General features: G+C 72.3%; 20 protein-coding genes and 1 pseudogene. 15 read left to right on the top strand and 6 right to left on the bottom strand.

Translation table 11 applies throughout. The features are described 5' to 3' along the window. Window positions 1–4 precede the first annotated feature (4 nt). Window positions 5–874, top strand: coding sequence for a DMT family transporter (locus ACFYST_RS20625; RefSeq protein ID WP_387864258.1), 870 nt, complete (start codon window positions 5–7; stop codon window positions 872–874). A gap of 68 nt (window positions 875–942) precedes the next feature. Here the strand turns inward: ACFYST_RS20625 and ACFYST_RS20620 are convergent, their stop codons facing one another. Next, window positions 943–3,147 carry a M4 family metallopeptidase gene (locus ACFYST_RS20620; RefSeq protein WP_387864407.1) on the bottom strand — a complete coding sequence of 735 codons (2,205 nt, stop codon included), beginning with the start codon at window positions 3,145–3,147 and terminating at the stop codon, window positions 943–945. Window positions 3,148–3,640: 493 nt separating this feature from the next. Here ACFYST_RS20620 and ACFYST_RS20615 point away from each other — a divergent pair, with 493 nt between their 5' ends. Beyond that, complete coding sequence (locus ACFYST_RS20615) at window positions 3,641–4,528, top strand: S41 family peptidase (RefSeq protein WP_387646996.1); 888 nt, start codon at window positions 3,641–3,643, stop codon at window positions 4,526–4,528. 193 nt (window positions 4,529–4,721) lie between these two features. Here the strand turns inward: ACFYST_RS20615 and ACFYST_RS20610 are convergent, their stop codons facing one another. Together ACFYST_RS20610 and ACFYST_RS20605 are read right to left on the bottom strand one after the other, a co-directional pair. Continuing rightward, on the bottom strand, window positions 4,722–5,498 hold the full coding sequence (locus ACFYST_RS20610; RefSeq protein ID WP_387864255.1) for a sigma 54 modulation/S30EA ribosomal C-terminal domain-containing protein: 777 nt from the start codon (window positions 5,496–5,498) through the stop codon (window positions 4,722–4,724). A gap of 131 nt (window positions 5,499–5,629) precedes the next feature. Next, entirely contained in the window at window positions 5,630–6,310 is a 681-nt protein-coding gene (locus tag ACFYST_RS20605; RefSeq protein ID WP_387864253.1) for a DedA family protein, read from the bottom strand. Between ACFYST_RS20605 and ACFYST_RS20600 the strand changes: the two are divergent. Both ACFYST_RS20600 and ACFYST_RS20595 read left to right on the top strand, forming a co-directional pair. Beyond that, window positions 6,300–6,950: pseudogene (locus ACFYST_RS20600) on the top strand (TerD family protein); the annotation flags it as partial. The gene ACFYST_RS20605 and the pseudogene ACFYST_RS20600 overlap by 11 nt on opposite strands. A gap of 135 nt (window positions 6,951–7,085) precedes the next feature. Beyond that, window positions 7,086–8,516 (top strand): VWA domain-containing protein, encoded by a 1,431-nt coding sequence (locus ACFYST_RS20595; protein ID WP_387864404.1) that lies wholly within the window; start codon window positions 7,086–7,088, stop codon window positions 8,514–8,516. 15 nt (window positions 8,517–8,531) lie between these two features. Here the strand turns inward: ACFYST_RS20595 and ACFYST_RS20590 are convergent, their stop codons facing one another. Both ACFYST_RS20590 and ACFYST_RS20585 read right to left on the bottom strand, forming a co-directional pair. Further along, window positions 8,532–9,143: a CBS domain-containing protein gene (locus ACFYST_RS20590; protein ID WP_387864250.1), complete on the bottom strand. Its 612-nt coding sequence runs from the start codon at window positions 9,141–9,143 to the stop codon at window positions 8,532–8,534. Then, entirely contained in the window at window positions 9,140–9,667 is a 528-nt protein-coding gene (locus tag ACFYST_RS20585) for a pyridoxamine 5'-phosphate oxidase family protein (protein WP_387646984.1), read from the bottom strand. The genes ACFYST_RS20590 and ACFYST_RS20585 overlap by 4 nt, the downstream gene beginning before the upstream one ends. A 201-nt stretch (window positions 9,668–9,868) precedes the next feature. Here ACFYST_RS20585 and ACFYST_RS20580 point away from each other — a divergent pair, with 201 nt between their 5' ends. The 11 genes from ACFYST_RS20580 to ACFYST_RS20530 all read left to right on the top strand — a co-directional run bounded on the left by ACFYST_RS20580 (window position 9,869) and on the right by ACFYST_RS20530 (window position 18,289). Then, on the top strand, window positions 9,869–11,464 hold the full coding sequence (locus ACFYST_RS20580; protein ID WP_387864248.1) for a M4 family metallopeptidase: 1,596 nt from the start codon (window positions 9,869–9,871) through the stop codon (window positions 11,462–11,464). 47 nt (window positions 11,465–11,511) lie between these two features. Beyond that, the gene (locus tag ACFYST_RS20575) at window positions 11,512–11,865 is read left to right on the top strand and encodes a zinc ribbon domain-containing protein YjdM (protein WP_387864246.1); all 354 of its coding nucleotides are present in this window, start codon (window positions 11,512–11,514) and stop codon (window positions 11,863–11,865) included. Between the two features lie 136 nt (window positions 11,866–12,001). Next, window positions 12,002–12,370, top strand: coding sequence for an ArsR/SmtB family transcription factor (locus ACFYST_RS20570; RefSeq protein ID WP_380482595.1), 369 nt, complete (start codon window positions 12,002–12,004; stop codon window positions 12,368–12,370). A 163-nt stretch (window positions 12,371–12,533) separates the two neighbouring features. Then, on the top strand, window positions 12,534–12,737 hold the full coding sequence (locus tag ACFYST_RS20565) for a hypothetical protein (RefSeq protein ID WP_387646976.1): 204 nt from the start codon (window positions 12,534–12,536) through the stop codon (window positions 12,735–12,737). A gap of 146 nt (window positions 12,738–12,883) precedes the next feature. After that, a complete protein-coding gene (locus ACFYST_RS20560; protein WP_387864401.1) occupies window positions 12,884–14,494 on the top strand; it encodes a SulP family inorganic anion transporter in 1,611 nt (536 codons plus the stop codon). Between the two features lie 193 nt (window positions 14,495–14,687). Next, entirely contained in the window at window positions 14,688–15,149 is a 462-nt protein-coding gene (gene crcB, locus ACFYST_RS20555) for a fluoride efflux transporter CrcB (RefSeq protein WP_387864244.1), read from the top strand. Next, entirely contained in the window at window positions 15,146–15,496 is a 351-nt protein-coding gene (locus ACFYST_RS20550) for a DUF190 domain-containing protein (RefSeq protein ID WP_387646970.1), read from the top strand. The genes crcB (ACFYST_RS20555) and ACFYST_RS20550 overlap by 4 nt, the downstream gene beginning before the upstream one ends. Beyond that, complete coding sequence (gene crcB / locus ACFYST_RS20545; protein ID WP_387864242.1) at window positions 15,493–15,867, top strand: fluoride efflux transporter CrcB; 375 nt, start codon at window positions 15,493–15,495, stop codon at window positions 15,865–15,867. Before ACFYST_RS20550 ends, crcB (ACFYST_RS20545) begins: the two co-directional genes overlap by 4 nt. Before the next feature lie 282 nt (window positions 15,868–16,149). Beyond that, a complete protein-coding gene (locus ACFYST_RS20540; RefSeq protein WP_387646965.1) occupies window positions 16,150–17,352 on the top strand; it encodes a cytochrome P450 in 1,203 nt (400 codons plus the stop codon). A 47-nt stretch (window positions 17,353–17,399) separates the two neighbouring features. After that, window positions 17,400–17,597, top strand: a complete 198-nt coding sequence (locus tag ACFYST_RS20535) for a ferredoxin (protein ID WP_387864399.1) — start codon at window positions 17,400–17,402, stop codon at window positions 17,595–17,597. 62 nt (window positions 17,598–17,659) lie between these two features. Then, on the top strand, window positions 17,660–18,289 hold the full coding sequence (locus tag ACFYST_RS20530; RefSeq protein ID WP_387864241.1) for an AAA family ATPase: 630 nt from the start codon (window positions 17,660–17,662) through the stop codon (window positions 18,287–18,289). Between the two features lie 3 nt (window positions 18,290–18,292). Here ACFYST_RS20530 and ACFYST_RS20525 read toward each other — a convergent pair whose 3' ends face one another. Continuing rightward, a complete protein-coding gene (locus ACFYST_RS20525) occupies window positions 18,293–18,847 on the bottom strand; it encodes an RICIN domain-containing protein (RefSeq protein WP_387864238.1) in 555 nt (184 codons plus the stop codon). Between the last annotated feature and the right edge of the window lie 18 nt (window positions 18,848–18,865).

Raw genomic sequence — 18,865 nt, 5'->3', positions numbered from 1 at the left:
GGGAGTGCCCGTTCTCGCCGTCCTGTTCGCTGTCCTCGGCGCCGCCTCCAACGCCACCGGCACCGCCTTCCAGCGCAAGGCGGCCGCCAAGCTCGGTCACGGTGGCGGCCTGCGGTTCGTGCTCACCCTGGCGCGGGACCCGGCCTGGCTGATCGGCATCGCCGGATTGGCCGGCGCGGCCCTGTTCCAGGCGCTCGCGCTGAGCTTCGGGGCGCTCGCGCTGGTGCAGCCGGTGTTCGTGCTGGAACTGCCGTTCGCGCTGCTGATCGCCTCGCCGCTGATGCACCGCCGGGTGCCGCGGGCAGGCTGGGCGGGGGTGGCCGCCGTGGTCGGCGGACTGGTGCTGTTCCTCGGCAGCGCCGCGCCCACCGGGGGCACCGACAATGCCCCGATGAGCCGCTGGGTGCCCGTGCTGGTGGGCTGCCTCGGCCTGATGGGCGCCGCCGTCCTTGCCGCCCGGCACTGGCGCTCCCCGCTGTTCCGGGCCGGCGCGCTGGGCAGCGCGGCGGCGGTCGGCAACGCGCTGACCGCCGCCCTGATGAAGTCCGCCACCGGGACCTTCGCCGACCACGGACCGGCCGCGTTCTTCTCCGTCTGGCAGACCTACGGCTTCGCGCTCACCGGAATCGCCGCCGTCCTGCTGCTGGAGAACGCCCTGCAGGCCGGCTCGCTGGCCATCTCGCAGCCCGCCCTGACCATCGGCGACGCCGGGGTCAGCCTGCTGCTCGGCGTGGTGCTGTTCGACGAGACCGTCCGCACCGGCTGGTGGGTGCTGCCCGCGCTGCTCGGGCTGGCCGTGGTCATCGGCGGCGTGCTGACCCTGGTGCGGGCCGTCCCGCACATCCAAGAGGTCGTCAGCTCCGGGAAGAAGTGAGCTTCCGGGAGCTGACGACCTCGGTAAGACGGTGCGTCAGGAGACCGCGCGCGTCAGAAGACCTCGCGTCAGAAGATGAGCTTCCAGTTGTCGATGTAGCCGGTGTCACCGCGGTACATGTCCTGGACCTTCAGCCGCCAGGTGCCGTTGGCGACCTGCGCGGAGGCGTCCACCGTGTAGGTCTCGAGCACGTTGTCGGCGGAGTCGCCGACGTTGGCCTTCTTCAGCGAGTAGACCTTGCCGTCCGGGCCGACCAGGTCGATGTTCAGGTCACCGCGCCAGGTGTGCTTGATGTCCACGGACACCTTGAGGTCGCTGGGCGCCTGGCCCTCGACCTTGTCGACGACGATGTCCGAGAAGACAGCCGGGCCGCCGCCGTCCGGGATCGGCACCCGGGTGGCGTTCGAGACGATGGCCCGGGCGACCTTCCAGGTGAACTTCGTCGTGACGCTGCTGTGGTGGGAGGCCTTGGCGAGCAGCGTGACCTCGTAGGTGCCCGGCGTGGTCGGGGTGCCGGAGACCTTGCCGGTGACGGGGTGCACCTTCAGACCGTCGGGCAGGCCCTCGGCGTGGAAGGTGAGCTGACCGGGGTTGAAGTTGGTGGCCTTGAACTGGAGGTCGGCCTCCTCGCCGACCGCGCTGATCTGGGAGTCGATCGAGTCGACCATGATGCCGTCGACGACCCGCGGACCGACGTTGATCGCCGCCCAGGCGTTGGCGGTGTTCATGTAGGTCTGGCTGGTCTGCCCGTACAGGTCCGCGGCGGCCTTGAGGGTCGCGACGCGGGCGGCGGCGTAGTTGGTGGAGGAGGTCATGTAGGTGGTGAGCGCCCGGTACCAGATCTTGGCGGCGGCGTCGCGGCCGATCCCGGTCACCGACAGGCCGTCGGAGGTCGGCGAGTCGTAGTTCACGCCGTTGACGGTCTTGGCGCCGCTGCCCTCGGAGGCCAGGTAGAACCAGTGGTTGGCCGGGCCGGACGAGTAGTGGACGTCGATCGAGCCGAGGCCGGAGTACCAGGCGTCCTTGGAGCGGCCGTCCTTGGAGGGCTTGTCCATGTAACGCAGCGGGGCGCCGGTCCCGTAGATGTCGATCTTCTCGCCGACCAGGTAGTCGCCCTTGTCCTGGGGGTTGTTCGCCCAGAACTCGATGGCGGCGGCCATGATGTCGGAGGTCGCCTCGTTCAGACCGCCGGACTCGCCGCTGTAGATCAGGCCCGCGGTGTTCGAGGTGACGCCGTGGGTCATCTCGTGGGCGCCGACGTCGATCGAGGTGAGCGGGTGGGTGTTGCCCGAGCCGTCGCCGTAGGTCATGCAGAAGCAGCTGTCGGACCAGAACGCGTTGACGTAGTTGCTGCCGTAGTGGACCCGGGTGTAGGCGCCGACGCCGTCGTTCTTGATGCCGTTGCGGCCGTGGACGTTCTTGTAGTAGTCCCAGGTGAGCTGGGCGCCGTAGGCGGCGTCCACGGCGGCGGTCTGCCGGTTGGAGACGGTGCCGTCGCCCCAGGTGTCGGTCGGGTTGGTGAACAGCGACTTGGTCGAGCCGCTGGTGCCCTTCAGGTCGTACGTGCTGTGGCCGCCGCGGGTGGGGTCGGTCATCGCGAAGCCGCCGCCGGCCGCCGCCGAGGTGCCGATGTTGACCTGGCCGGAGAACTGGCTGTTGCCGATGCCGGTCTCGATGCCCTGGTACTCGAAGATCTTCTTGCCGGTGTTCGCGTCGGTGATGACGTGCAGCTCGGACGGCGTGCCGTCCTCCTGCGTGCCGGTGACGATCGTCTCCCACGCCAGGGTCGGGGTGCCGGACGCGGCCCAGACGACCTTGCGGGCGTTGTCGGCCGCCGGCTCCTCGACCTTCGCGTCCCCGGCGCTGTCCAGCGCGAGGCCCTTGGCGGAGTCGGCGCTCTCCTTCTCGTTGGTGTCGACGGCGATGTCCGCCTCGGTGGCCTTGGTGACGCCCGTGGTCGAACCGTCCGGGGCGGTGTGGACGACCAGGTCGCCGCCGAGCACCGGCAGCCCGGCGTAGGTGCGCTCGTAGCGGGTGTGCACGCTGCCGTCCGCGTCCTTCGTCACGGACTTGACGATCAGCGCCTCCTCCGACCGCAGGCCCAGCGACCTCGCGGTCTCGGCCTTTGACGCATCCGCCGAGGCCAGCAACTCGCCACGCTGGTCCGCAGACAGCTGCACCGGCAGCGCGCCGGCGATGGCCTGGACCTCGGCCGGGGCCTGGTCCGTGGTGTCGGCGGAGGCGACACCGGAGGTCAGGGCGGCCGCGATCATGGCGGCGCCGGCTATCAGAGCGGTTGCGCTGACGGTCTTTCGGGAGGATCGAGTCACACGGAACTCCTTCTGCGACGGCCGCGTGGGTACGGCCGGAGTCAGCCGGGAGGGCAGGGATGGAGCCGCCCGGTAGAGCTGGTGGTTCGAACGTGCAGGACGGTGTCCGACGGGTCGCCGCAGCGCTGTGGTGCGTGTGCGTCTGCAAGGACCTGTGCGGCGATGGGACGGTACAGTGCCAGCTTTGTTGGGAACGCGTCACCCATGCGGCAACAAGTTGGCCGAAATACTTCGTTGCCGACGTAATGTCGAGGTAATCAGCCGTCAATGGGCAGGCCGAGTTTCGACGTTCCGACAGCGGGGGAGCGAGGCGTGAGCGGCGGCCATGGAGGCCGGGTGTGCGTCGACCCGGCGCCACCGAACGCCCCGGGCACCGTGCTCAGGCGCTGTGAAAACCGCTGGTCAGCCGCTCGAGCCCGGGCCTACCATCGCGCGCATGACGACGCATCACGAGATAGTCGAGGCCGCGCTGGCCCGGATCACCGCCGGCTACGTGTTCCCCGAGCAGACGGCCGCCATCGACGCGGCGATCCGCCGCAGGCTGGAAGAGGGCGGGTACCAGGGCCTGGACGAGCGGGAGCTGTGCGAGCACGTCACGGACGACCTCCAGAAGGCCTGCCCCGACAAGCACCTGCGGCTGCTGTGGACCGCCGAGCCGCAGCCGATGGACGAGGAGCCGGAGGACGTTGCCCGCGCCCGCTTCGCGCAGTACGCCCGGGAGAACAACTACGGCATCCGGCGGGTGGAGCAACTCGACGGCAACATCGGCTACCTCGACCTGCGCATGATCGCCCCGGCCGGGGTCGGCGGCCCCGCGATCGCCGCCGCCATGCAACTTCTCGCTCCCACTGAGGCGTTGGTCATCGACCTGCGGCAGTGCCGGGGCGGCTCGCCGGAAGGCGTGCAGCTGTGGTGCAGCTACTTCTTCGCCGACGACCAGGTGCACCTCAACGACATCTACGAGCGGGCCACCGACTCCACCCGCCAGTACTGGACTCTCGGGCACCTCGCCGGCCCACGCTACCTGGACCGCCCGGTCGCCGTGCTGACCAGCGACCTCACCTTCTCCGGCGGCGAAGAGCTGGCCTACAACCTCCAGGCGCTCGGGCGCGCCACCCTGATCGGCCGGACCACCCGAGGGGGCGCCCACCCCACGGACCGCATTCCGGTCGCCCCGCACGTCACCGTGACCGTCCCCACCGCCCGCTCGATCAACCCGGTCACCGGCACCAACTGGGAAGGCATTGGCATCGAGCCCGACCTGTCCGTCGCCGCCGAGGAGGCACTGGAGACGGCACTGAGGCACTTGCGCAACCCCCGGTAGCGGCAGAGCCGGCTGGTGAGGCTGCGGGGCGTGGACACTCGACCGGCAGGCGAGGGGCCGACAAAAGCGGGAGCCGGGGACGGCCCCACACCGTCCCCGACTCCTCTTCCCGCGCTCCCGGACGGGCCCCACACCCGCCGGGAGCTCTTCCCGCCTCCGGACAGACCCCCACGCCTGCCGAAGGCTCGAACCGCTACGCGGCGGGCGTGATCAGCCCGTAGTGCCCGTCGTAACGGTGGTACATGACGTTGCCGCGGCCGGTCGCGGCATCGGTGTAGAACACGAACGGCAACCCGGTCAGGTCCAGCCGGGCCCGGGCCTGCTCACCCGTCAGGCGGGGCACCGTCAGACGGCTGACCACCAACCCCGGCACCGGGTGCGGCAGCGGGCCGGTCGAGGCCAGCCGGTAGCCGCCCGCCGCACCGCGGTAGACCAGGCTGTCGCAACCGCTCTCGGCGTCCGTGAACAGCTGGAAGTCGTAGTCCATCGCCTCCAGTTCGAACACCGCGTCGAGCGCGCCCAGCCGCGCCGCGCTGTAGCTGCGGTGCCGCACCAGCCGACGGTCCTCCGGCTCCACGTGACGGCGCTGCGGGCGGTGCTCCGGGTCCAGGCCGTCGGCCCAGCCGAGCGGCGTGCGGGCCGGCCGGCGGTGATGACGCAGGCGGGCGACCCGCGACACCAGCCGGTCCTGGAGCAGATCGATCGCCTCACGCATCGTCGCCGCAGCGACGTGCGCCCGCACCGGACGTCCGTTGACGTCCACCGTGGCCTGCGCCAACGACGGCCGGGCCACCGCGTGGTTGGGCTCCTGCACCAGCCGCACCCGGACCGCGAGCACCGGCTCGTCCAGCCGGTCCAGCACCGCGGCGATCTTCACCCGCGCGTAGTCGGGGGCGCCGGCCGAAACCTCGCCGCGGGTCTCCACCAGCACCTCGACCTCGGCAACACTACGGGTCTGCAGACGGTTCATCAGAAACTCCTTTCCCGATGACTCCAGCCTGCTCCACAGCCGCCGCCGCGCAGAGGGCCGAACGGTCCACGTGGGGGAGCCGACGGGCCTGGCTGTTTCGGGACGGTCGGCGGGCATGGTTCGACGAGGTGTCAGTCCTGCTTCGGCTCGTCGTTGCTGTCATCGTCCTGTTTGTGCTCGTCTTCGTGCTCGTCCTTGTGCTCGCGGCGGGCCTCGCGTCGCCGGGAACGCAGGTGCCACACCAGCAGGCCCACGAGCACCACCGCCGCCACCACGATCGCCGCCGAACGCCCCACTACGGCCTCGATGTGCGAATACGCGGAGCCCGCGAAATAGCCGAGCAGGACGAACCCCACGCCCCAGATCACCCCGCCGATCGCGTTGAACAGCAGGAACCGGGGGTACGGCATCCGCGACACCCCCGCCAGCGCCGGCATCATTGCCCGGAAGAACGCCACGAACCGCCCCAGCAGCACCGCCACCGGACCCCGACGGCGGATCAGGCTCTGTGCTCCCTCGACCCGGTTCGCGTGCCGGCGCATCGTCTTCGTCCGCAGCACCGCCGGACCGAACCGGCGGCCCACCTCGTACCCCGTCGAGTCGCCGAGGATCGCCGCGGCCACCACCACCAGCACCATCAGGCCCAGCGACACCTTGCCCTGATGGGCAAGCACTCCGCCGAGCACCGCCGCCGTCTCGCCCGGCAGCACGAACCCGACGAACAGCGCGTCCTCCGCGAATACCAGGGCCCCCACCACCGCGTACACCACCGGGCCCGACAGCCCCCGCAGCCAGTCGGTGATGCCGTGCACCCGGACCACCTCGCTCCCGGCTCGCCCGCCGTCCGGGCCTCACCGTAACGCCGGGCCCGCGCCACCGCCCGCAGAACCCGCTGCCCGGGGGGCGCGTCGCATGCCCCTGATGGGCCAGACTGTGCCGGTGACCGCGAGATCCCTGGCCAAAGGCAGCAACCTCCCGATCGACGTGCCCGCCGTGCACGCCGACCTCAGCTGGACGCCCGCACCCGGCGCCCCCGACCTCACCGCCGCCGCGCTGCTGCTGACCGCCGACGGCCAGGCCCGCGACGCAAGCGATCTGATCCGGCATCGACGCACCCCGCACCGTTCCGGCGCCGTCCTCTGCCGCGGCCGCACCGGCCCCGCCGACGCCCCCGTCGAACGGATCGAGGCCGACCTCGCGGCGCTCGACGTCCGCGACGCCGACGTGCAGCGCGTCCTGCTGCTGGCCGCCACCGACGGCGAGGGCACCTTCGGCCGGATCCGCGACCTGACGCTGGCGATCTCCGACGCCCGCACCGGCCTGCCCCTCGCCACCTTCACCATCGAGGCCGGCCGGGAGACCGCCCTGATCGGCGGCGAACTCTACCGCCGCAACGGCCACTGGAAGTTCCGCGCCGTCGGCCAGGGCTTCGCCAACGGCCTGGACGGGCTGGCCGCGGCGTACGGCTTCACGCTGCCCACGGACTCCGCCGAGCAAGAGCCGGAGCCGGAGCCGGAGCCGGTGTTGGAGCCGGAGCCGGAGCCGGATTCGAGGCGGGAGGCCGGGAGTTGGCCCGGGCCCGAGGCCGTGGCGGGGCCGGCGCCGGATGCCGGCGGCGCGCTCACGGTGCCGCGACCGGCGGCAGAGCCGTCGCCCGTACCCGAGCCGAAGCGCGAGCCGGCTCCGGAGACCGGGCGGGCGAACGGGCCGCACACCGCACCGGAGTTGGAGGCCGGGCCGGCACCCGAGCCCCTGCCGGGGCCGGATGCCACCCGTGAGTTGAGGCTGCGCCTGTCGGCCGGGCCCTCGCCCGAACCGGAGCCGGTGCCGGAGGGCGTCCACTTCACCCGCGAGCTCAGGCTGCGCCCGCTGCCGACCCCGCAGCCCGCGCCCGCGCCCGACCCGTTCGCGTCCTCGCCAACCCCGCAGCCCGCGCCCGACCCGTTCGCGTCCTCCCCGGCCCCGCAGCCCGCGCCCGCATCCGACCCGTTCGCGTCCTCGCCAACCCCGCAGCCCGCGCCCGCGCCCGACCCGTTCGCGCTCGCGCCGTCGCCGGAACAGGTCGCGCTCGCGCCGTCGCCGGAACAGGTCGCGCTCGCGCCGTCGCCGGAACAGGTCGCGCTCCCGCCGTCGCCGGAACAGGTCGCGCTCCCGCCGTCGCCGGAACCGCTCTCGGCGCCGCCGGCCGTCCCCCCGCGGCCCACGCACGCGCCCGACATCGCGGCCGCCGCCGCGCAGCAGCTCGCCGCGGCAGGCGAGTCGCAGCTGCCCGTCGACATGCGCAAGCGCCTCTCGTTGCGCAAGCAGCAGGTCGCCGTCAGCCTGCAGAAGCACGGCGCGCAGGGTGTGGTGGCGCGGATTCTGCTGGTGCTGGACGCGTCCGGGTCGATGACGGGGTTGTACGCGCGGGGCGTGGTCGCGGACGTGGTGGAGCGGATGGCCGCCGTGGCCGCGCAGTTGGACGACGACGGGACGATGCAGGCGTGGACGTTCGCGTCCCGCTCGGCCCGGCTGCCCGATCTGAGCGTGCCGGGGCTGCCCGAGTGGCTGCGGCTGCACGTCCGGCCCGGTGAGGCGAGCATGGGCGGGCTGTTCGGCCGTCGTCGTATCCGGGCGCCGAGGCCCGACGGGCGGGTGGACATGAAGGCGGTCGGGATCCAGAACGAGGAGCAGAAGGTGATCGCCGAGGTGCGGGAGTTCGTCCGCGCCTTCCCGTCGCCGCTGCCCACCCTGGTGCTGTTCTTCTCCGACGGCGGCATCTACCGCAACTCCGAGATCGAGTTCCAGCTGCGCTCGGCCGTCGAGGAGCCGATCTTCTGGCAGTTCGTCGGCCTCGGGCATTCCAACTACGGCGTGCTGGAGTACTTCGACCGACTGCCGGGCCGCCGGGTCGACAATGTCGGGTTCTTCGCCGTCGACGACATCAGCACCCTGCCCGACCCGGAGCTGTACGACCGGCTGCTGTCCGAGTTCCCGCAGTGGATCACGGCCGCCCGCCGGGCCGGCATCCTGCGCTGACGAGCCGGCGGGACGTCAGGCCGCGGCGCGCGTGGTCCGGTCGGTGACCGAGACCACGCCGTCGACGGCGGCGCAGAGTTCGCGCAGGGCGAGGGTGTGGCAGTGCGGGGCGGTGGTGCCGCTGAGGGTGACCTCGCCCTGGACGACGTCGACGCTGATCAGGGCGGGGCTGGTGCCTTCGACGGTGGTGAGGATCTCCTCGACGATTTCGCGGCGGATCGCCTGGTCCTCGCGAAGGAAGACCCGCAGCAGGTCGCCGCGGCTGACGGTGCCGATCAGGCGGCCGTCGGTGGGGGAGACCACGGGCAGGCGTTTGACTCGCCGACGGGTCATCAGGCGGGCGGCGGCGACCACCGTGCTGTCGGGGGTGGTGCAGACGGCGGGGGTGGTCATCAGGTCGGCGGCGGTGGTGCCGGTGCCGCGCAGGTGGACGGGGGCGGGCAGCAGGGATGCCGGGTCGTACTGGGCGAGTTGGGTGCGCAGCAGGTCGGCCTCGGAGACGACGCCGAGCGGCCGGTGGTCGGTGTCCACCACCGGCACGGCGGTGATGTCGTACTCGGCGAGCAGTGCGACGATCTCGCGGAAGCCCGTTCCGGGGCTGACGGTGACCACTTGACGGGTCATCATCGCTCCGACGGTGCAGTGCCGCATCGTCCTTCGCCTCCTCGGTCCGCGCCGGTCCGATGCCGACGTTCCCACTCTGCGGGGTGTGCGGCGTCGGGGGCGAGGGCCGGAGGTCCCGGGTGGTGGGGCCGGTCGGCGGGGCGGGGGCGGGGCGGCAGCAGCCGCAGGCCGGACACCCATTCGGGGCGGATCCGGACGGAGACGGCGGGCGGGCCGGTGGCGGCGGTGGGGTGTACGGCGTCGGCGTGGCCGAGCACGGTGACTGTCCAGCCGCTGCCGTCGGCGGGGTCGACCTGGTCGGCCTGGAAGGCGACGACGGTGCCGGTCACGGCACGCAGCAGCTCTTCGTCGGGCTGGTCGACCAGGACGCTGCCGCCGTCCGCGAGGCGGTAGCGGACCGGCAGGACGGCGGGCAGGGCGTGCCGGGTGTAGACGAGCCGGCCCACCGAGTGGCGGGCCATCAGGCGCAGACACTGGCCCGGGTCGAGGCTGAGGCCATCGGGGGAGGAGACGGGTTCGCTGGTCATATCTCCGATCCTGGGCGGTCGGACCCGTGTGGCGGGAGGGCCGTTGGTCGTTTCCGTACCGGTCGAGCGTCCTTCCGATCGGCGGGGGTAGGGCTCCGGGATACGAACCGATTACGTTCTTTTTCTGTTCATAGAACTGTTTGTATGTTCATCGACAGGCTGTCAGTCGGCCAGCCCCCCGCTACCCGACTGGAGTCACGAGTGAGCCCCTCCTCCTCCGCGCGCCGACGCACCCTCACCGCCGGCGCCCTCGCGGCGAGTGCCGCACTGCTCGTCGCCGCAGTCCAGGTCGACACCGCCTCCGCCGCCCCCGGCCGCGACGCGGCGATCGCCCGTGCGGAGGCGAACGTCTCCCACCACGCCGACCTGTTCGGCTTCGGCGCCGGCCAGGGCCTGAAGGTCAAGGACGTCATCATCGACGCGGACGGCACCCAGCACGTCCGCTTCGACCGCACCTACCGCGGCCTGCCGGTGATCGGCGGCGACCTGGTCGTCCACCAGGACGCCCGTGGCAAGCTCGCCGACTCCTCCCGCGCCAAGGGCCACGACGCCGCGGTGAAGTCCGTGGTGCCCGCCGTCTCCCCGCAGCACGGCGCTGCCGCCGCGCTCGGCCAGGCCCAGGGCATATCCGGCGCGACCGCCACCCCCGAACTGGTCGTCTGGGCCGCCGACGGCACCCCCCGCCTCGCCTGGCAGACCACCATCAGTGGCGAGGGCAAGCAGGGCCAGCCGGCCGGCCGGATCGTCGTCACCGACGCCAACACCGGTGAGGCGATCGAGAGTTACGACTCCGAGCAGTCCGCGGCCGGCACCGGCCACTCCGAGTACACCGGCGACGTCCGGATCGACACCACCCAGCAGGCCGACGGCAGCTACACGCTGACCGACCCGGTCCGCGGCCACCTCACCAAGGACGCCAAGAACCTCGGCGCGAGCAGCGTCAAGGCCAGCTCCGGCAGCGCGCTCACCAGCACCACCAACGTGTGGGGCGACGGGAAGAAGTTCTCCACCGACCGGTCCACCGCCGCCGTCGACGCCCACGCCAACACCGCCTGGACGTACGACTACTACCTCAACACCTTCGGCCGCAAGGGCATCAAGAACGACGGCCGCGGCGCCACCGTCTTCGTCCACGTCGGCACCAACTGGGACAACGCCCAGTGGTCCGACACCTGCTTCTGCATGATGACCGGCGACGGCAACGGCACCACCGACCCCGAGCAGGTCGACCTCGACACCATGGGCCACGAGATGACCCACGGCGTCACCAGCGCCACCGCCAACCTGCGCTACAGCAGCGAGTCCGGCGGCCTCAACGAAGCCACCAGCGACATCTTCGGCACCATGGTCGAGTGGTACGCCAACAACGGCGTCGACACCCCCGACTACCTGTTCAGCGACCAGTCCACCCCGCCGTGGCTGCGCCGCTTCGACAAGCCCTCGCTGGACGGCCGCTCCGCCGACTGCTGGAGCAAGACCGTCGGCAAGCTGGACGTGCACTACTCCTCCGGCGTCGCCAACCACTGGTTCTACCTGGCCAGCGAGGGCAGCGGCAGCAAGACCATCAACGGCTTCACCTACAACAGCCCGACCTGCAACAACTCCACCGTCACCGGCATCGGCAACCAGAAGGTCGCCGCCATCTGGTACCGGGCGCTCACCGTCTACATGACCTCCACCACCAACTACGCCGGCGCCCGCACCGCCTCGCTGAACGCCGCCCGCGACCTGTACGGCGCCACCTCCACCGAGTACGCGACCGTCGCCGCCGCGTGGAGCGCCGTCTCCGTCGCCTGACCGCACGCGCGTCCGGATGGCGACCGATCGGCCGCTATCCTGGCCCGATGAGCGACAACCTTCCCCCCTGCCCCAGCTGCGCCGGCCAGTACACGTACGAGATGGACGCCCTGATGGTCTGCCCCGAGTGCGGCCACGAGTGGGCGCCCACCGAGGACGACGCGGCGCAGCCGGCGGGGGAGCGGGAGATCCGGGACGCCGTCGGCAACGTGCTGGCCGACGGCGACACCGTCACCGTGGTCAAGGCCCTGAAGGTCAAGGGCAGCGCCTCCGGCATCAAGGCCGGCACCAAGGTGCGCAACATCCGGCTGGTCGACGGCGTCGACGGCCACGACATCGACTGCCGGATCGACGGGTTCGGCGCCATGCAGCTCAAGTCGAGCGTGGTCAAGAAGGCCTGACCCGCTTCCTGCCCCACCGTGCTCCCGGACTCCCCGCGTGGGGGCCGGGAGCACGATCATTGTCGGGGTCGGCTTGCTAGGGTCGGCGCGACGCCCCCGTGCCCTTCCGGGCCTTGAACGAGACGGTGACGACCACGTGAACGCCGAGAACCCGCAATCGCTCCCGGTGGCCAGTGTGCCGCTGTACCAGCTGAAGGCGGAGTTCTTCAAAACGCTCGGGCACCCCGTGCGGATCCGGGTCCTGGAGCTGCTCAGCACCCGCGACCACGCCGTCGCCGAGATGCTCCCCGAGGTCGGCGTGGAGCCGGCCAACCTCTCCCAGCAGCTGGCCGTGCTGCGCCGCGCCAAGCTGGTGCACGCCCGCCGCGAGGGCTCCACCGTCGTCTACACCCTCGCTAGCGGCGAGGTTGCCGACCTGCTGCGGGTCGCCCGTTCCATCCTCGGCTCGCTGATCACCGACCAGGCCGGCCTGCTCGCCGACCTGCGGGCCGCCGACAACGGCTGACGCGCCGTCACGTCCCTTGCCATGCCCGCGAGGGCGCCGTTGCGCCTCCAACATGCAGACATTGCGACTTGCGAAATTCTTCAAGTCGATACATTCTGATCGGGTGCCCGACAGGTCCGTCCTGCCCGGGCGCCTGCGTGCCGACATGGGGAAGGGGCCGGACGTGACCGAGCTGTTCGAGGATGAGGTCCGCGAGCAACTCGCCCTCGCCGAAAGGGCGTTGCGCGAGGCCCGGGACGCCGACGACGACCATGGCGCGCAGGCCCAGGCCGGCCGGATCGCCGGGCTGCTGCGGATCGCGGAGCAGCACGGCGTCGCCGTCCCGTCCCGGTCCGGAACAGAGCCGGAACCCCAGAAAGAGAGCTGAACGGTGCCCGCGTCGCAGTGTCAGGCCCAGGCGGAGGTCCATGATCCGCTCGCCACGATCCGATGCGGCGGGGCGGCGTGAACGGCGGGGGTGTGATCGGACGGCGGGTGCGGGCGGTACTGCCGAACCGCAAGGTGCTGGCCACCATGGGCCGCGACCCGCGCCGCGACTTGATCGCCGGCCTGACGGTGGCCGTCGTGGCGCTGCCGCTGGCACTGGGCTTCGGAGTGTCCTCCGGGGCGGGCGCGGCGGCCGGGCTGGCCACCGCAGTGGTCGCGGGTGCGATCGCCGCCGTGTTCGGCGGCTCCGGCCTCCAGGTCACCGGCCCGACCGGTGCGATGACCGTGGTGCTGGTGCCGATCGTGGCCCACTACGGCACCCCGGGCGTACTGACCGTCGGCCTGCTCGCGGGCCTGATGCTGATACTGCTGGGGCTCGCCGGGGCCGGGCGCTGGATGGCGTACGTGCCGGTGCCGGTGGTGGAGGGCTTCACGGTCGGTATAGCCGGTGTGATCGCGCTCCAGCAGGTGCCCGGCGCGCTCGGAGTGGCCAAGCCGGAGGGCGAGAACCCGGCGGTGGTCGCCGCCCGCGCAGTGAGGGCGTTCGCGGAGACCCCGCACTGGGCAGCCGTCCTGCTCGCCGCGGGCGTCGCCGCCCTGATGCTGATCGGCGGGAAGCTGCGGCCTGCCGTCCCGTTCTCGCTGATCGCCGTGGTCGCCGCCACCGTGCTGGCCAAGGCCGTCGACCTGCCGGTCGGCGTCATCGGCAAGCTGCCGGCCGGGCTGCCCAGCCCCTCGCTCGGCTTCCTCGACCTGTCCGCCGTACCCGGGCTGCTGCCGTCCGCGCTGGTGGTTGCCGCACTCGGTGGGCTGGAGTCGCTGATGTCGGCGACCGCCGCCGATGCGATGACCGCGAACGACCCCCGCCGGGGCGGCGAGCGGCACGACAGCGACCGGGAGCTGTTCGGTCAGGGCCTGGCCAACCTGGTCGCCCCGCTGTTCGGCGGCGTTGCCGCGACCGGCGCGATCGCCCGCACCGCCGTCAACGTGCGCAGCGGCGCGGTCTCCCGACTGGCCGCGCTGGTGCACGCCGCCGTGCTGGCCGTGGTGGTGTTCGCCGCCGCGCCGCTGGTCGCCGACATTCCGCTGGCCGCGCTGGCCGGCGTGCTGATCGCCACCGCCGTCCGCATGGTCCAGGCCGGCGCCCTGCGTGCGCTGGCCCGCACCGGCCGCGGCGAGGCCGCCGTGCTGGCGGCGACCGCCGTCGCCACCCTCGCCTTCGACCTGGTCACCGCCGTCGGGGTCGGCCTGCTGCTGGCCGGCGCGCTGGCACTGCGCTCCGTCGCCCGGGGCGCCCGGCTGGAGCGGCTGCCGGTGTCCGAGGAGGACCACGCGGGCGGGCGGATCGCCGCCTTCAGGCTGCACGGCCCGCTGCTGTTCGCCGCCGCGCACCGGCTGCGGACCGAGCTGACGGCCGCCGCGCGGGCCGAGGTGGTGATCCTGCGGATGTCCCGGGTCACCGCGATCGACGCCAGCGGCGCGACCGTGCTCGGAGAGGCGCTCGCCGACCTGCACCGCCGCGGCACCCTGGTACTGGTCTCCGGGCTGCACGACGAACACCGGCGACCGCTGGACGCCCTCGGCGTGCTGGACGAGCTCCAGCTCCAAGGGCGGCTGTTCGGCACCTCGGCGGAGGCCCTGGAATACGCCCGGGACAGCCTTCCGTCCATCCCCGCGCCGGCCGTCGGCACCCGCTGAACGGCCCGGGCCGCTCGCACGCCGGGCGGCCCGGCCTGCCCGGTAGAGTGGGCCCAGTAGCACCCCCTCGGGGTGCGTGACGGCGGTGGGGCCCGCCGGACACGAACCGCAGCGGTCTGCTGCCAACGGTCCCTGCTTGTACAGTGGCGCGCCCGGAATTCTCGGGTGCCGTGCGAGTAGGAGACGTGTGCCCGTGGAGAGTTCGACGGCGGTCGGTGCCGAGGCCCGGCAGCGGCCGGTGAGGCGGGGGCCGGACAGTGAACTGGCGGCCGTGATCGGTGTGGTGGCCGTCGGGGGTGTGCTGGGGGCGTGTGCCCGGTACGCGATCGCGCTGGCGTGGCCGACGCCGGTGGACGGGTTTCCGTGGGCGACGCTGGTGATCAATGCGGCCGGGTGCGCGGTGATCGGGGCGTTCATGACGGTGCTCACGGAGGCGTGGCGGGCGCACCGGCTGGTGCGGCCGTTCTTCGGTACCGGTGTGCTGGGCGGGTTCACCACATTTTCCACCTACGCGGTCGACATCCAGCGCCTGATGCTGGCCGGCCGCGCCCCGGCGGCGCTCGGGTATCTGGCCGCGACCCTGCTCGCCGCGATGGTCGCGGTCTGGGCCGGCGCGGCGGCCGCCCGCCGGGTGATCCGACGGAGGACGCGATGACCACACGCATCGAACGGGCGCTGCGGATGACGGCGCTGGTCGGCGAGGACGAACGCTGGCACCACCGCCCGCTGTACGCCGAGATCGTGCACCGGGTGCACGCCGCGGGGCTGGCCGGTGCCAGCGTGTTCCGCGGGGTCGAGGGCTTCGGCGCGTCCTCGATGGTGCACACCTCGCGGCTGCTGTCGGTCGGCGACGACATGCCGATGGCGGTCGTGGTGGTGGACCGCGAGGAGCGGATCCGCTCGTTCCTGCCGCAGTTGGACGACCTGCTGGACCGGTGCCTGGTGACGCTCGACGCGTGCGAGGTGCTCCGGAAGGTCAGGGACGACGGGGAGGCGCGGTGAACTGGCTGCTGGTGATCGTCGGCGCGGCGGTCGGCGCCCCGCTGCGCTACCTGACCGACCGGGCGGTGCAGGCCCGGCACGACACGGTGTTCCCGTGGGGGACGTTCGCCGTCAACGTGTCCGGTTCCCTGGTGCTCGGCCTGCTGACCGGCGCGGTGGCCGCCGGCGCGGCCTCCTCGCAGCTCCAGCTGCTGCTCGGCACGGGCTTCTGCGGGGCGCTGACCACGTATTCGACGTTCTCGTACGAGACCTTGCGGCTGGCCGAGAGCGGGGCCCGGTTCTACGCGGTGATGAACGCGGCGGGCAGCGTGGTGGCGGGTCTGGGGTCGGCGTTGACGGGGTGGGCGATCGCCCAGGCGCTGTGGGTGTGAGGCCGTGGCCCGTTCTCGATCGGCCGTAAGGATGATCCTCCGGCCGTGACGGACCTGGGCATGGCTGGTGGGCGGGGGTCCCGGACCCCGGGGGAGTGGCGATGCGTCGCCGTGATCCGGACAGAATGCCCGCCGGGGCCGGGATCATCTTCCCGTGGGCACGGACCGCGAGTTAGCGTGACGTTGAGTTAGTTGCCCGAGGCACTCAACTGCCCGGGCCGCGCAGTCGCAGGCTCCATCGCCGACGCCACCGCCGGCCCAGCTCCGGGAAGGGAGCACCAGATGGCCACCGCCGCAGAAACCTCCCCCACCATCCACCCCGCCCCGCGCGAGGCGACCTGCCCGTTCGCCCCGCCGCCCGCCTACCAGCAGGCCCGGCACGACGAGCCGATCAGCCGCGTCACCCTGTACGACGGCAACACCGCCCTGCTGATCACCCGCCACGAGGACGTCCGCGCCATCCTCGCCGACAACCGGTTCAGCTCCGACCCGGCGAACCCCGGCTTCCCGTTCCTCACCGAGGGCGCCCGCCAACTCCTCAACGTCAAGCCCACGTTCATCCGGCTCGACGACCCCGAGCACGGCCGGCTGCGCCGCATGCTCACCGGCGACTTCACCGTCCGCAAGACCGCCGAACTGCGCACCGAGATCCAGCGGATCACCGACGAACTCATCGACAGGATGATCGACGGACGCCAACAGGCCGACCTGGTCGAAGAGTTCGCGCTGCCGCTGCCGTCCCTGGTGATCTGCCTGCTGCTCGGCGTCCCCTACCAGGACCACGACTTCTTCCAGGAGTGCAGCCGCACCCTGCTGCACCGCGGCGCCACCACCGAGGAAATCGTCGAGGCCAACAACCGCCTCACCGAATACCTCGACGCCCTGACCGCGTCCAAGCGCGACAACCCCGACGACGGCATCCTCAGCCGCCTGGTCGAGCGCGGTGAACTCGAGATCGAGGACATCGGCGCGATGGGCCGGCTGCTGCTGATCGCCGGGCACGAGACCACCGCCAACATGACCGCGCTGTCCGTGCTGGCCCTGCTCCGCAACCCCGAGCAACTCGCCCACCTGCGCGCCCACCCCGAGGACACGCCCGCCGCCGTCGAGGAGCTGCTGCGCTACCTCAGCATCGTGCAGACCGGCCTGGTCCGGGTCGCCGTCGCCGACGCCGAGATCGGCGGCACCAAGATCCGGGCCGGCGAGGGCGTCATCCTCCAGGTCAACACCGCCAACTGGGACGACGGACGCTACCCCGGGGCCGACACCCTCGACCTCACCCGCGACACCCGCCACCACCTCGCCTTCGGCTTCGGCGTCCACCAGTGCCTCGGCCAGCCGCTCGCCCGGCTGGAACTGGAGATCGCCCTGGAGACCCTGCTGCGCCGGCTGCCCGACCTGAAGCTCGCCGTGCCGTTCGAGGACGTCCCGTTCCGGCACGACATGCTGATCTACGGCGTCCACGAACTCCAGGTCGCCTGGTGAGCGCCACCACGCCGGCCCGCACCGGTGACCCCGCGGCGGCCGGAACCGTGACCGTCTCCGTCGACCAGGACCGCTGCTGCGGCGCCGGACAGTGCGTCCGCAACGCCCCCGAAGTGTTCGACCAGCGCGAGGAGGACGGCGTGGTCGTGCTGCTCGACGCCCGCCCGCCCGCCGAGCTGCGCTCCGCCGTCGAGGACGCCGCCGCGTCCTGCCCGTCCGGGGCGGTCCGGATCACCGAGAACTGACCCGGACGCCCCCGGTAAACTGCCGAACCGTCCCGCCGACCGATGGCGGGACGGTTCGACGTTTGAGGAGGAGTCCCGTCGAGGCCACTGTCGAACTCGCCCCGCACGGCGTCACCGACCTGCGCGGGCAGGCAGGCCCGCCGCTGACGATCCGCTACGGCCCGGGCGCCGCCGTCGTGGTGGCCGGACTGCCCGGCAGCGGCAAGAGCACCCTGCTGCACCGCTGGGACGGCCGCGCCCCCGTCCTCGACCCGCGCACCAGCCGACTGGCCGCTCAGGCCGCGATGCCCGCCCGGCTCCCGTACCCCGTCTACCGGCCCGTGGTGCGCACCCTGCACCTGCTGCGCACCCGCGCCGCGCTGCGCAGGCCCGGGCCGCTGCTGGTGCACGACTGCGGCAGCCGCCGCTGGATGCGGCTCGCCCTCGCGCACTGGGCCCGCCGGTACGGGCGCGAGCTGCACGTGGTGCTGCTCGCCGTCCGGCCCGAGCAGGCGCTGGCCGGCCAGCACGCCCGGGCCCGGACCGCCGCCCCGCGCACCTTCCGCCGCCACGTGCGCGGCCTGACGGCGCTGCTGGCGTCCGTCGAACGGCGGGGGCGGTCAGCGTTCCCGGGTGCCTCGTCCGTGCTGCTCGCGGACGAGACCTCGCGGGAGCGGCTGACCGCCGTCCGGTTCGTGGCCCCGGACCAGTAGCCGTCAGGCGTAGATGACGTTCCACTGCTGGTTGCGGTCGCCCGTGCGGCAGCCCTCGATCGTCACCTGGCTTCCGGCGTGGGAGGTCAGGCAGCCCTGGTCGCCGTCGGCGGAGTGGATGTACGTGCCGATGTCGCCGGCCGCGTACCACCAGCGCGACCGGGACGCGGTGTTGTCGTACGGGTCGTACCAGGGGTTGTACTCGGACAGTTCGCCGGTGTTGTTGAAGCTGTTTCGCAGGTTCCGGTAGCTCTTGGTGGTGCACCAGCCGTCGGTGCACTTCTCCGTCTCCCAGGAGGAGAAGACGACCTGGTTGGCGGAGGTCATGGTGACGTACCACCACTGGTTGGACTGGCCGGTCTGCGCGTAGCTGTACACCGGGGCGCCCTGGTCGATGTTGTGCGCGTAGTCGTCCAGGTACTGGCCGGTGCCCATGTTCAGGACGTGCACCCAGCCCCGGGGCACGGCGGCCTGCGCGGGGGCCTCGACGGCGAACACGCCCGCGAGGACGGACAGGGACACGCCGGCGGCGGTGAGGATCGTTCGGATGTTCTTCACGGTGGGACTTTCCTTTCG

Source organism: Kitasatospora sp. NPDC004614 (genome assembly GCF_042873675.1).
Lineage (GTDB): Bacteria > Actinomycetota > Actinomycetes > Streptomycetales > Streptomycetaceae > Kitasatospora.
The sequence above is the reverse complement of the archived record's forward strand: the minus strand, read 5'-3'. Positions and strand labels throughout refer to the sequence as shown.